Origin of the sequence: Mesorhizobium sp. M1C.F.Ca.ET.210.01.1.1, assembly GCF_004791585.1 — a bacterium.
Taxonomy (GTDB): Bacteria; Pseudomonadota; Alphaproteobacteria; order Rhizobiales; family Rhizobiaceae; genus Mesorhizobium.
The window spans coordinates 60,070-72,606 of sequence record NZ_SRUU01000025.1 but is presented as its reverse complement, the minus strand read 5'-3'; the positions used below and the strand labels follow the sequence as shown (position 1 = coordinate 72,606).

The window sequence follows — 12,537 nt, the reverse complement described above, 5'->3', positions numbered from 1 at the left end:
GAAGATATGGGTTTCTTCGACTTCGGCACGATTTTCTTCTTGATTGCGGCGGTTGTGATCTTCTTCCAGCTGCGCAACGTGCTGGGCCGTCGCACCGGAAACGAGCGCCCGCCCTTCGATCCTTATTCGGCAAGCCGCACGCGCGACCAGGACGCGGCGCAGAAATCCGAGAATGTGGTGTCGCTGCCGCGCAAGCGCATGCCGGGCGAAACGGCGGCCGAGACCTATGCCGATATCGACGCCTTCGCCAAGCCTGACAGCGATCTCAACAGGGGCCTGCGCACGATCAAGGACAACGATCCGTCCTTCGATCCAAAGACCTTTATCGACGGCGCCAAGATGGCCTACGAGATGATCGTCATGGCTTTTGCCGACGGCGACCGCAAGACGCTGAAGAACCTGTTGTCGCGCGAAGTCTACGACAGCTTCGTCGCCGCGATCGGCGAGCGCGAGGCGAAAGCGGAAAAGATCCAGTCTTCCTTCGTCGGCATCGACAAGGTCGACGTCGTCGCCGCCGAGATGAAGGGCACCGAGGCGCATATCACGCTGCGCATCGTCAGCGAGCTGATTTCGGCGACCCGTGACAAGGTCGGCGCCGTCATCGACGGCGATCCCGAGAAGGTCGCCGAGGTCAAGGACGTCTGGACTTTCTTCCGCGATACCCGCTCGCGGGATCCGAACTGGAAGCTGGTCGCCACGGAAGAAGAAGACTGACCTAGAGCATGATGCCGAAAAGTGTGAAGCGGTTTTCGGACGACATCATGCTCTATCTCTTTGATTTGGAGCCGGATTCAGATTTCAGGTCGAATCGACCTGAAATCATCCGGCGCTAGGTGGCGGCTGCCGTGTCGCTATCTCCCGCCTTCAGTGAAAAATCCTTCGGCGACCTGCCCGGCTGGGGCGACGACGATCACCTCGCCGCTTTTGCGGCGTTCAAACGCTCCGCCTTCCATGTGCTGACCAAGCCTTATCGCACCGGATCGCTCGGCATTGATTTCGACGCCTTTGCCGGAGCCTATGCCGAAGCGCGCTCCGTTTCGCCGGCGAATCGATCCGAGGCGCGGTCTTTTTTCGAGCGTCATTTTGTTCCGGTGTTGGTAGGAGCGGAAAACGGCGGCGCCGGCCTCGTCACCGGCTTCTACGAGCCGGAGGTCGAGGCGTCGCCGGTCAGGACGGAGCGGTTCACCGTGCCGCTGCTTTCCCGCCCCGCCGACCTGATCGACGTCGACGAGAAAAACCGCCCCGCCGGCATGGATTCCTACCTCGCCTTCGCGCGCGATATGCCGGCAGGGCCGGTCGAATATTTCGATCGCGCAGAGATCGAGCGCGGCGCGCTCTCCGGCCGCAACCTTGAGATCGCCTGGCTTGCCGACAAGGTCGACGCTTTCTTCATCCATGTGCAGGGCGCGGCGCGGCTGAGGATGGCCGACGGCCGGCTCTGCCGCGTCACCTATGCCGCCAAATCCGGGCAGCGCTTCACCGGTCCCGGCAAAACCTTGAGTGAGCTCAGCGAAATCCCGCTGGAAAAAGTGACGATGCAGTCGATCCGCGCCTGGTTCAAGGCGCATCCCGAGCGCATCGATGAGATCCTCTGGCAGAACCGCTCCTATATCTTCTTCCGCGAAGCGCCGGTCGAGGACGCCGCGCTTGGGCCCATCGCCGCCGCCAAGGTGCCGCTGACGCCCGGCCGCTCCGTCGCCGTCGACCGGCTGCTGCACACCTTCGGCACGCCTTTCTATATCGTCGCGCCGACGCTCACCGCTTTCGACGGCAATCCGTTCCGGCGGCTGATGATCGCGCAGGACACCGGCTCGGCCATCACCGGTCCGGCGCGCGGCGACCTCTTCGCCGGCTCGGGCGACGATGCCGGCGAGATCGCCGGCGTCGTGCGCAACGCCGCCGATTTTCATGCGCTGATCCCGCGCGGACTGGTCCCGCACGGGCTGGTAGACGGAGGGCGCCGATGACCCGCCGCGACGACAAGCTCAGCGAGGACGATCGGATCCTGTGGAATCTCGTGGCGCGCACGACGCGGCCGCTGAAAGGCAGGACCGCCATCGACATCCCCGACATTGCCGAGCCCAAGCCGGTGCCGGTCGCGGCGCCGGTCAACGGTGTTGCGGCCCCAGCCGCAAAGCCGAAGCCGCAGCATGTCTCGCATTCGCTCGACGATCAGACGCACGAGAAACTGAAGAAAGGCCGGCTGCCGATCGAGGGCCGCGTCGACCTACACGGCATGACGCAGGACGAGGCCTATTCGCTCCTGCTGACCTTCCTGCACCGGGCACATGCCGGCGGCATCCGCTATGTGCTGGTCATCACCGGCAAGGGCTCGTCCTCGGGGGGCGACGGCATCCTGCGGCGTTCGGTGCCGCACTGGCTGTCGACGCCGGCCTTCCGCCACCTGGTCTCCAGCCACGATCACGCCGCCCGCAACCATGGCGGCTCGGGCGCGCTCTATGTGCGGCTCAGGCGCACGCGCGCATGAGGACGCCGGCCATGAGGAAGCGACGGTGACCCCGTTCGGCGAAAGGCTCAGGGCGCTGCGTGCCGAACGCGGCGTCAGCCAGAAGGCGATGGCTCAGGCCATCGGCGTCAGCGCCGCCTATCTGTCGGCGCTGGAACATGGCCGCCGCGGCGCACCGACCTGGACGCTGATCCAGAAGATAATCGGCTATTTCAACATCATCTGGGACGACGCCGAGGATCTCGCGCGCCTCGCCGAAACCTCGCATCCCCGGGTCAGGATCGACACGTCCGGCCTGTCGCCCGCCGCGACCGAGCTGGCGAATCTGCTGGCCGAAAGCATCGAGAAGCTGGATGAGGCGGAGCTGCGCAAGATCACCGCATCGGTCCGGGCGGCGTTGAGAAGGTAGTTCCACTAGCGAACGCTCAATGCATGCCGCCCAGAAGCGTGCAGTGGTTCTGGGGCAACGACATGCATCAAAACAAAGACCTAAAGCGCGTCGCTAAATCCGTTTCAATGCGACGTGCTTTTAAGGTCTCCTTGGATCAGCCGAGGCCGTGAACCACGAGCGCCACAGCGGTGCAGAATAGAGCGATGGCACGGAAAGCTGCCTCCATCTGCACCGCTGCGCCTGTCACCATCGTCACGGCATGGATCCCAGGGTCTGCGCCGTTTCGCTCCGCTCCTTGCTTCGCCCTGGGATGAGGAAGCAATGGGTCTACTGCACCGAGCCGACCAGCACCTGCTGGCCGTCGCGGATCGAGACCCAGCGGCCGGTGTTGTCGATCGCCTGCCGCTTGAGAAAGCGGTAGCCGGTCTCGTCCCAGGCTTTGACCTTGTCGGTCAGGTTGTCGAGGACGTAGTCGCCCTTGTCGGTGCGCACCGTCAGCACGGAATGGCCTTCGCCGTCCGGCTTGCGCACGACGGTGATCAGGAGATCGGCAAGCGACATGCCCATGCGGTAGAGCTGGCGCCGCTTCTCCAGCACATAGTCCTCGCAGTCGCCATAGCCATTGTCCGGATAGGTCCAGACCTCGTCCTTGCCGTAATTATCGAGGTCGCTGATCGGCTTGACGGCGGCGTTGATCCTGGCGGTCAAGCTGGTCAGCCTGCGCCAGAGCCCATCGGTCATCTTGGCCGGTGCGAGATTGTCGGGGCGAATGTTGCATTCGCTCGGATGCGCCCTGCAGAAATCATAGTGCCCGATCGGCTGCGAGGTCAGGCCGCCGGTGGTCATGGCGCCCGCCGCCCAGGCCGGCGCCGCCCAGTGGGCCGAGATCGCCAGCCCTGCGACTGCACACAAGCGCAGCATCCGCGCCATCGGTGAGGAGTTCATTGTCCCCGGTCCGCCCTGTTCTTTTATTAACGAAACGTTAAAGGCGATTTACAGTCCGTGTCAATTAGAGACAGCGGCGAGTTTGCGGCATGGTTACCCGCGCGGTCCGGACAGCGGCACTTTCGCAACAGAGGCGTTGGCGAACGCCATAAGCCGTCTGAGGCCGACCAGCTCTCGATAGAGTTGCTGGCTCGCCTCAACTATTTGTTTTCATGTATTTTCGAACGCAAAACCGCCACGCGCCTGCGGCAGAAGCCGCTTGCTCAGCCCTTGGCGGGGCGAACCAGCTTCGGCCTGGCCGCCACCCGGGTCTGGCGGCCATAGCTGGTGACGAAGTCGACGATGCGCGGCACGATCTCGGAGCGGAATCGCGAGCCGTTGAAGACGCCGTAATGGCCCACGGCAGGCTGCACATAGTGGGCCTGCCTGTCGGCCGGGATGTTCACGCAAAGGTCATGCGCGGCCTGGGTCTGGCCGAGGCCGGAAATGTCGTCGTTCTCGCCCTCGACGGTCAGCAGCGCGACGTTGCGGATCGCGCTTGGATCGACGGCCTCGCCGCGATGGGTCATCTCGCCTTTCGGCAACGCATGCCGCACGAACACCGTGTCGACCGTCTGCAGATAGAACTCCGCCGTCAGATCCATCACCGCCAGATATTCGTCATAGAAGTCGCGGTGCTTCTCGGCGTTGTCGCCATCGTTCTTCACAAGGTGCATGAAGAAGTCCTTGTGGGCGATGATGTGGCGGTCGAGGTTCATGCTCATGAAGCCCGAAAGCTGCAGGAAGCCGGGATAGACCTCGCGCGCGAAGCCCGGCACCGGCCAGGGCGCCTGCATGATGACGTTGTCGCGGAACCAGGCGCTGCCTTTTTCCTCGGCCAGAAGATTGACCGCGGTCGGATTGCGGCGGGTGTCGATCGGGCCGCCCATCAGCGTCATGGTCGACGGCACGAAGGGGTCGCCGCGTTTTTCCATCAGCGCCACCGCCGCCAGCACCGGCACCGAGGGCTGGCACACCGCCATGACATGGGTGTCGGGGCCCAGCGCATGGAACATGTCGATGATGTAGTCGATATAGTCGTCGAGATCGAAGCTGCCCTGCGACAGCGGCACCATGCGGGCGTCGACCCAGTCGGTGATGTGCACATCGGCATGGGGCAGCATCGCCTCGACCGTGCCGCGCAGCAGCGTCGCGTAATGGCCGGACATCGGCGCCACGATCAGAAGCTTCGGATCGGGCTTGCGCCCTGCGGGAAGCGAGCGCTCGAAGCGGGTGAGGTTGCAGAACGGCTTCGACCAGACGGTTCTTTCGGTGACGTCGACGGTCTTCCAGTCGACCACGGTCTTGGTCAGGCCGAATTGCGGCTTGCCGTAGCGGCGCGTCGTGCGCTCGAACAGTTCCGCAGTTGCTGCGACCGAGCGGCCGAGCGGCGTGTGCGAGATCGGATTGAGCGGGTTGGAGTAGAAGAGCCGCACCGCGTCGGCATAGAGGCGGGCGGGCTGCAGCGCCGCATGGTTCAATTCGTAGAGCTGGTAGAACATCGGGAACCCCGCTGCTGCCTGACGACCGAAGGGCCGACGAGCAGCGCCGAGCCTTGAATGTCTCGCAGCGAGGTTAACAAGATATTGTTGCGATGCAATACGTCACGTCGCGTGACCAATGCTTCTTTCGTCCAAAGCGTTGGAAATCCGCCTGGAACGGCCGAGCCGGCTCAATGTGCATTGCCGAACTGTGTAAAAAATATGTCCGGCCTTCTTGCCGGACATGTCGGACATATCAGACGCGCGCCATGCACACGGCTGTGTGGCCCGAGCCGATGAAGCCGAGCTGGGTGGCGGCGCCGCGGGAAAGGTCGAGCACGCGGCCCCGGACGAACGGGCCGCGGTCGTTGATGCGCACGACGACGCTGCGGCCGTTGTTCTTGTTGGTGACCCTGAGCTTGGTGCCGAACGGCAAGCTGCGGTGCGCGGCGGTCAGCGCGGCGGGGTTCATGCGCTCGCCGGAAGCGGTTCTGGAATGCAGCGCGTACCAGGAGGCGCGCCCGCATTGCGCGGCGGCGGAGGAGGCGGTCGAGGCGCCAGCCATCAGGCCAGCCGCGACCGTTACCGCGACAAGCGCGGTCCGGTTGGTTTTCTTCATCTTTTAGGGGTGGGCTCCGTTTATAGACAACCCGCCGTATGTGCCGATTGAGGCAGGAAATGCGGCAACCATCTGGCGGTTCCATGGCAAATGCACACGTTTGGAGTCGCCTCGAAACAGTTTGTCATGATATTTTCGACCCTAAGCAGGCGTATTCTTGATGAACATTGGGTCGATTCCCGGAATGTCCCGGGCAAGATCGGCCATCAAGATGAAAGTAGAATGGGGCGAAACGTCTTCGCTTCCTTGAGGTCTTTTGCTGCGTCCCCACTGCTGTTCAGGATCGACTTTCAGAGAGAGCCTCGCCCATGCGACTGATCAGGAATGTGCTGGCGCTGATCGTGCTCGGCATCGGTATGCTATGGTCGCTGCAGGGACTCGGGCTGGTCCAGGGCAGCTTCATGACCGGCCGGAGCGAATGGCTCTATATCGGGCTCGTCACCATGCTGGTCGGCCTGCTCGGCCTCGGCTGGGCGAACCGCTCGCGCATCTGACCCGGCCGGCAAGGGACGGCGCCGCGCGTCAGTTCGACGAGCGGCGCCCTGATGGCTTCAGGCGGCCTTTGCTGCCGGCTTGGCCGTCTTGACGTGGGTGACGCTGTGGCGTCCGTCGACGCTGACCGGCACGTCGCCATCGACCGTGGCGCGGCGCACGATCCGATGCTGGTCGCCATAGTCGTTCACCGCATAGTGCTGGGTGGCTCGATTGTCCCAGATCGCGACGTCGCCCGCCTGCCACCGCCACCGCACGGTATTCTCCGGCGTGGTCACATAGGTCTGGAACAACTCGTAGAGCTTCGAGGAGTCGCTTTTCGACAGGCCGACAAAGCGCTGAACGAAGTTGCCAGAAGCAGCGAACGCTCCCCGGTTTCCGGATGCACGCGCACCACGGGGTGCTCGGTTTCGTAGACCGTCGAGGTGAAGACCTCCTCGAAATGCTTCCTTTCCTCCGCGGTGGCGCGGGGCCGCACGGCGGCGTAGTCGTAGGCATTGCTGTGAATGGCCCAGAGATTGTCGGCCAATAGTTTCAGCGGCGCCGGCAGGCTCTCATAGGCGGCATGCGTGTTGGACCAGATGGTGTCGCCTCCGGCCGCGGGTATGACGACGCCGCGCAGGACGGAGAATTTTGGATAGGCGTCCACGAATGTGACGTCCGTGTGCCATTGGTCCGCGCGGCCGCCGCCGCGGCTTGAGTCCAGATTGAGGACCGAGGCCGTGCCTGCCACCGGCCCTTGCGTAGGATGAGGCACAAGATCCCCCAGGCGCCGCGCGAACAGCTCATGCTCCGAATCGTCGAGATGTTCCTGACCGCGGAAGAAGACGACCTTGTGCTTCAAAAGAAGCGCGTTGATCGCCGCTATGGCGGCATCCGACAGGTTTCCGCCAAGGCGGACGCCTCTGATTTCCGCCCCCACACGGGCGGTCAGCGGAATGACATCGGTTGCGGGAATGATCTGGTCGACAAGGACTGGATTGCTCATGGGAAACTCCTGGTTGCTCTTCGGGAAAGGGCCGGGCTGCGGGATCCGATCACTGGGACCAGTACTGCCAGGCCCAGTAGAAGCTCTCGTCACCCGGCGGCAGGCGATCGCGTTCGCCGGCAAGCGGCACCGGCGTCGGCGATTTCGGTTCGTCCTCCGATCGCTTGACGTCCGGCGGCAGGCGCAACAGCCATGTGCCGAGATGGGCGAAAAGCACCGCGGTGGAATGGGTCATCGTGACTCTCCTTGGCTCAGGTCATTCCCGCCCCGCCCAGGGGACCAGCGCGCGCTCGATCCTGCGGATGACGAATTCGAGCGCGAAGGCGATGGTGGCGATCACCAGGATGCCCATCACCACCACATCGGTGACCAGGAATTGCGCCGCCGACTGGATCATGAAGCCGAGCCCGCGCGTCGCCGCCACCAGCTCGGCCGCCACCAGCGTCGACCAGCCGGCGCCGAGCGCGATGCGCAGGCCGGTGAGGATCGAGGGCAGCGTGCTGGGCAGCACGACATGACGCACGACTTGCCCGCGCGTCGCGCCCAGCGAACGCGCCGCGTCGATGCGCTCGCGCGAAACGCCGCGCACCCCGGCGGCGGTTGACAGCGCAACCGGCGCCAGCATGGCGATCGCGATCACCAGGATCTTCGACGGTTCGCCGATGCCGAACCAGATGACGATCAGCGGCAGATAGGCGAGTGGCGGGATCGGCCTCAGGAATTCGAGCAGCGGATCGAACACGCCGCGCCCGATCCTGCTGATGCCGATGGCGAGACCCACCGGAACGCCGACGACGATCGCCACGATCAGCGCCGCGAACACTCGGCCCAGACTGGCAGTGAGGTGCTGAAAAAGCGTCGCATCGACAAAACCGTCGCGCGCGACCACCACAAGTTTTGCCCAGACGGCGGCGGGCGAGGGCAGGAAGACTGGTGACACAAGCTGAAGTTCGGCCGACACCGTCCATGCCGCCAAAAGCGCGAGAATGGTAAGGGCGCTGACCAGCCGCGCCGAGACACCCGCCCGCTTTGGCCGCGGTCGCGACCACGGCACCGAGAGCGTGTCAATTTCCGAGATCTTGGCGGCGGGGCGCTCGGTGTAGGTGCTGATGCTCATGCCGCCTCTCCCTCGAAGATCGCATCGGTCAGGTCCGCGCGGGCTGCGGCAAAAGCCGGATCCGCCTTGATCGCGCGGATCGGCTCGCCGGCCGCATAGCGGCGGCCGAAATGCGTCTCGATTGTCCGCACCACATGGCCGGGTCCCGGCGCCAGCACGACGATGCGGGTGGCGAGCATCAGCGCTTCCTCGACGCCGTGCGTGACCATCAGCACGCCGACCTGGGCAGCCGCCCAGAGATCGAGCAGCGTCGTCTGCATGCGCTCGCGCGTCAGCGCGTCGAGCGCGCCGAGCGGCTCGTCGAGGAGCAGGAATTCCGGCTCGGCGGCGAGCGCACGCGCCAGGCCGACGCGTTGCCGCATGCCGCCGGAAAGCTCCCAGATGCGCTTGTCGCCGGCACTATCGAGCTTGACCAGCCTGAGCAATTCGTCGGCGCGCCGCGCTCGTTTGTCGGCGGGCACGCCGCGCAGCCTGAGCGCGAAGGCGACGTTTTCGCGCGCAGTCAGCCAGGGAAACAGCGCATCGTTCTGGAACACCACGGCGCGGTCCGGACCGGGCGCGGTGATCGGCCGGCCGTCGATCGTGGCCTGACCGCGCGCGGGCCCGACCAGCCCGGCGGCGACGTTGAGCAGCGAGGTCTTGCCGCAGCCGGAGCGGCCGACCAGCACGACGAAATCGCTCTTGCCGATGTCGAGCGAAACGCTTTCGACCGCGGGCGCGGGCTGGCCGGCATAGTGAACGGTGACCTTGTCGAGCGTCAGATGCGGCATTGGACTCGAGCCTCCGTTGGGTCAAGGGGCCTGCCCCAGAGCCGCTCCTCGTAAGCGGTCCCGTGGCAGGCAAGCGCAAAGCCAGGGAAGAGAGGCCGCGCTTCCGAGCAATTCCAGGAAAGGCGGTCTTCCTTCCAGGAATTGCGCGGAGAAAAGCTCAGTTCGAGGCGAGCGCCTCGCTGGCATATTTGGTCGTCACGTATTTCGAATAGTCGGGCAGCACGGCGTCGATCTTGCTCTGCTCCTTGAGGAAGGCCGACGTCGCGGCGACGGCCTGCACCGTGGCGCCGCCGAGGAACTTGTCCGAGGCCTGCTCTTCGAGCGTCGGGAACACGTAGCCCTTGAGCAGTTCCGGCACCTCTTCCAGCTTGGCGCCGGTCAGCTTGGCGATCTTGCCGGCCTCGGGCGAGGACACTGACCAGGCCTCGGGCTTGGCCAGGTACCGGGCATAGGCCTCGCCGGTCACCTTGACGAAGTCGCGCACGGCTTCCGGATGCTTGTCGGCAAAGTCGGTGCGCACGATCCAGGCGTCGAAGGTCGGCGCGCCCCAGGCCGCCACCTGCGCGGAATCGAGCACCACCTTGCCGGACGTCTTGATCTGACCGAGAGCTGGGTCCCAGACATAGGCCGCGTCGATGTCGCCGCGCGCGAAGGCGGCGGCGATCTCCGGCGGCCTGAGGTTGAGGATCTCGACCGACTTCGGATCGACGTTTTCATGCTTCAGCGCGGCAAGCAGGCTGTAATGCGTGGTCGACACGAACGGCACGGCCACCTTCTTGCCGGCAAGGTCGGCGACCTTCTCGATGCCGGCGCCGTTGCGGGCGACCAGCGCTTCCGACGGGCCGATCAGGCCGACCACGAAGATGGTCTGGATCGGCAGCTCGCGGCTGGCGGCCGCGGCCAGCGGGCTCGAGCCGACATAGCCGATATCGACCGAGCCGGAAGCGACAGCAGCGATGACGTCGGCGCCGGAATCGAATTTGCGCCAGTCGATCGCGGCCTTGGTCGCTTTTTCATAGGCGCCATCGGCCTGCGGCACTTTCGAAGGCTCGACCACCGTCTGATAGCCGATGGTGATTTTCAAATCCTCGGCCGCGGCCGGTTCGAGGAAGGCAGCGCCCGCGAGTGCGGCGGACGACAGAAGCAGAATGCGTCGTGAAATGGTTGACATGAAAGGCTCCCTAAACCCTGAGAAAACCGGATTGCCTTTCTATCGTCGGTTAATTCTATCGAGTTTGTAGAGTTAAATCCTTCCAACCGTGTGGGCTTTCTTGGAAAAAAGCGGCTCGGGGTTGGTTACGAGGACGCAAAGAACGGTCGCGGAGGCGTTCGCCAGCCCCGTAAAGGCCTTCGAGATTGGCGAAAGCCGTCGCGACAGCCAATCTCCCCCCTTGTGGGGGAGATGTCCGGCAGGACAGAGGGGGCGCTGTCCCGCCGGCGTTTCAAAGCTTGTTCACCGCCACAGCGCTCCAAGGTCACGGGGATCGCAAGGTGAGATCGGTCGCAATCCTTCGCGCCCCCCTCTGGCCTGCCGGCCATCTCCCCCACGAGGGGGGAGATTGGCAGCTTCGCCGCCGGCGCTCTGCATTCGTCTGTCGCTCGCCCACGAAAAAAGACGCCCACCGAAAGAAAATCCCCCTGTTACCTTTCCCGGGTAAATCCATGCCCCAGATAGCAGCGGAATTGAAACGAGGTTCCGTGTGCGGTTGGTTTAGTATAGTAATCTTATCAACATTAGGGAGAGAGAACGATGCGCGACCACCTGAACCGCATACCGCCAGTCGTTCGTGGCGTGAGCCTGACCGCTGCGGCATCGGCTGCTTCACGGCGGCCGGTGCTGGCTGCTTAGGCTCGTTCGCGGCCCTCGACAGCTCCTGAATCTCACCCATGGTTGGACGCGGCAATTCCATCATCATTGTCGGCGGCGGCGCCAGCGGCGTCGTGCTGGCCGCGCATCTGTTGAAATCGCCGAACCCCGATCTTCGCGTGACGCTGATCGAGAAGCGGCCGCATTTCGGCCAGGGCATGGCCTATTCGACGCTGCTCTCAGCCCATGTGCTCAATGTCAGGGCGTCCCTCATGAGCGCCCATGCCGACGACCCGGAAAACTTCGCCCGCTGGGTGCTGGAGCGCGGCCTCGCCACGCCGGACCAGGGACCGTTCTACGCGCCGCGCAGCCTCTATGCCCGCTATCTGAAAGAGCTGCTCGACGAGCTCGAGGAACGAGAGCGCGAAACGGGAAGGCTGCGCCTGATCCGCGAGCAGACCCTGTCGATCTCGCCGACGCCGTCGGGCGTCGAGGTGGCCTTGGCCAACGGCACAAGCGTCGTCGGCCACCTCGCCGCTTTAGCCACCGGCCATGACGAGCAGCCGGGCGCCTTCCAGGGCCGCGCCATCCGGATGGGTTCGGACGCCGACACCGCGCTCGACCCTGAGGCCCCGGCACTGGTGCTCGGCACGGGGCTGAGCATGGTCGACGCATTCCTTTCGCTGGAGCAGCGCGGCCATCGCGGCGCCATCGTCGCGGTGTCGCGGCGCGGCCTGCTGCCTTCGCCGCACCGCAAGGGCAATCCGATCAAGCTCGACATCGCCGACATCCCGCTCGGCACGGAGCTTTCCTATTTCGTCGGCTGGTTCCGCAACCTGATCCGCGAGAACCAGAAGGCCGGCGGCGACTGGCGCGACGTGGTCGACGGCCTGCGGCCCTTCAACCAGAAGATCTGGCAGAACTGGTCGTCCTCGGCCAAGCGCCGCTTTGTCGAGCACACCAAGGCCTGGTGGGACATCCATCGCCACCGCATGGCGCCTCAGGTCTATGAGCGTGTCACCGAAGCGGTCCGTTCGGGCCGCATCCGTCTCGTCGCCGGCCGAGTGGTCGACATCCAGCCGAACGATGGCTTTGCCGTAAAGATCCAGCAGCGCGGCACGCAGGCGCTCGAAACACTCGAAGTCGCCCGCATCTATGACTGCATGGGCATTGCCCGCGACATCTCGAAGACGTCGAACGGCGTCGTGCGTTCGCTGGTCGAGCGCGGCCTGGCGCGGCCGGACCCGCTGCGCCTCGGCCTCGACGTCACCGCCAGATGCGAGCTGATCGCGGCCGACGGCACGGTGTCGTCGAAAATCCTCGCCGTCGGACCGCTGACGCGCGGCACCTTCTTCGAGATCGACGCCATTCCGGATATCCGCGTCCAGTGCGCAAGGCTGAGCAAGCAATTGCTGGGCTAG

The 12,537-nt window shown here is 64.6% G+C and carries 13 protein-coding genes and 1 pseudogene; 6 read left to right on the top strand and 8 right to left on the bottom strand.

What is annotated here, in order from left to right; translation table 11 throughout:
* The first annotated feature begins 6 nt into the window (after positions 1-6).
* From EN853_RS24285 to EN853_RS24270, 4 genes are all read left to right on the top strand, one after another.
* The gene (locus EN853_RS24285; RefSeq protein WP_127859628.1) at positions 7-714 is read left to right on the top strand and encodes a Tim44/TimA family putative adaptor protein; all 708 of its coding nucleotides are present in this window, start codon (positions 7-9) and stop codon (positions 712-714) included.
* Between the two features lie 131 nt (positions 715-845).
* Positions 846-1,967 (top strand): murein transglycosylase A, encoded by a 1,122-nt coding sequence (locus EN853_RS24280; RefSeq protein ID WP_127859627.1) that lies wholly within the window; start codon positions 846-848, stop codon positions 1,965-1,967.
* The gene (locus tag EN853_RS24275; protein ID WP_127859626.1) at positions 1,964-2,488 is read left to right on the top strand and encodes a Smr/MutS family protein; all 525 of its coding nucleotides are present in this window, start codon (positions 1,964-1,966) and stop codon (positions 2,486-2,488) included. The genes EN853_RS24280 and EN853_RS24275 overlap by 4 nt, the downstream gene beginning before the upstream one ends.
* A gap of 25 nt (positions 2,489-2,513) precedes the next feature.
* Positions 2,514-2,876, top strand: a complete 363-nt coding sequence (locus EN853_RS24270) for a helix-turn-helix transcriptional regulator (protein WP_127859782.1) — start codon at positions 2,514-2,516, stop codon at positions 2,874-2,876.
* A gap of 309 nt (positions 2,877-3,185) precedes the next feature.
* On the opposite strand, the gene EN853_RS24265 is transcribed toward EN853_RS24270, so the two are convergent.
* The 3 genes from EN853_RS24265 to EN853_RS24255 all read right to left on the bottom strand — a co-directional run bounded on the left by EN853_RS24265 (position 3,186) and on the right by EN853_RS24255 (position 5,942).
* Positions 3,186-3,803 carry a transglutaminase-like cysteine peptidase gene (locus tag EN853_RS24265; RefSeq protein ID WP_127859625.1) on the bottom strand — a complete coding sequence of 206 codons (618 nt, stop codon included), beginning with the start codon at positions 3,801-3,803 and terminating at the stop codon, positions 3,186-3,188.
* Positions 3,804-4,066: 263 nt separating this feature from the next.
* Positions 4,067-5,344, bottom strand: a complete 1,278-nt coding sequence (locus tag EN853_RS24260) for a polyhydroxyalkanoate depolymerase (RefSeq protein ID WP_127859624.1) — start codon at positions 5,342-5,344, stop codon at positions 4,067-4,069.
* 235 nt (positions 5,345-5,579) lie between these two features.
* The gene (locus tag EN853_RS24255; RefSeq protein ID WP_126086735.1) at positions 5,580-5,942 is read right to left on the bottom strand and encodes a septal ring lytic transglycosylase RlpA family protein; all 363 of its coding nucleotides are present in this window, start codon (positions 5,940-5,942) and stop codon (positions 5,580-5,582) included.
* Between the two features lie 308 nt (positions 5,943-6,250).
* On the opposite strand from EN853_RS24255, the gene EN853_RS34130 reads away from it, so the two are divergent.
* On the top strand, positions 6,251-6,436 hold the full coding sequence (locus tag EN853_RS34130; protein WP_167524578.1) for a hypothetical protein: 186 nt from the start codon (positions 6,251-6,253) through the stop codon (positions 6,434-6,436).
* A 57-nt stretch (positions 6,437-6,493) separates the two neighbouring features.
* Here the strand turns inward: EN853_RS34130 and EN853_RS24245 are convergent.
* From EN853_RS24245 to tauA, 5 genes and pseudogenes are all read right to left on the bottom strand, one after another.
* A pseudogene (locus tag EN853_RS24245) lies at positions 6,494-7,422 on the bottom strand (TauD/TfdA family dioxygenase).
* 49 nt (positions 7,423-7,471) lie between these two features.
* Positions 7,472-7,657 (bottom strand): hypothetical protein, encoded by a 186-nt coding sequence (locus EN853_RS24240; RefSeq protein ID WP_127859623.1) that lies wholly within the window; start codon positions 7,655-7,657, stop codon positions 7,472-7,474.
* A 21-nt stretch (positions 7,658-7,678) separates the two neighbouring features.
* Positions 7,679-8,539: an ABC transporter permease subunit gene (locus EN853_RS24235; RefSeq protein ID WP_127859622.1), complete on the bottom strand. Its 861-nt coding sequence runs from the start codon at positions 8,537-8,539 to the stop codon at positions 7,679-7,681.
* Complete coding sequence (locus tag EN853_RS24230) at positions 8,536-9,309, bottom strand: taurine ABC transporter ATP-binding protein (RefSeq protein WP_127859621.1); 774 nt, start codon at positions 9,307-9,309, stop codon at positions 8,536-8,538. Before EN853_RS24230 ends, EN853_RS24235 begins: the two co-directional genes overlap by 4 nt.
* Positions 9,310-9,466: 157 nt before the next feature.
* Complete coding sequence (gene tauA, locus EN853_RS24225; RefSeq protein WP_127859620.1) at positions 9,467-10,480, bottom strand: taurine ABC transporter substrate-binding protein; 1,014 nt, start codon at positions 10,478-10,480, stop codon at positions 9,467-9,469.
* A gap of 716 nt (positions 10,481-11,196) precedes the next feature.
* Between tauA and EN853_RS24215 the strand changes: the two genes are divergently transcribed.
* Positions 11,197-12,537, top strand: coding sequence for an FAD/NAD(P)-binding protein (locus EN853_RS24215; protein WP_127859618.1), 1,341 nt, complete (start codon positions 11,197-11,199; stop codon positions 12,535-12,537).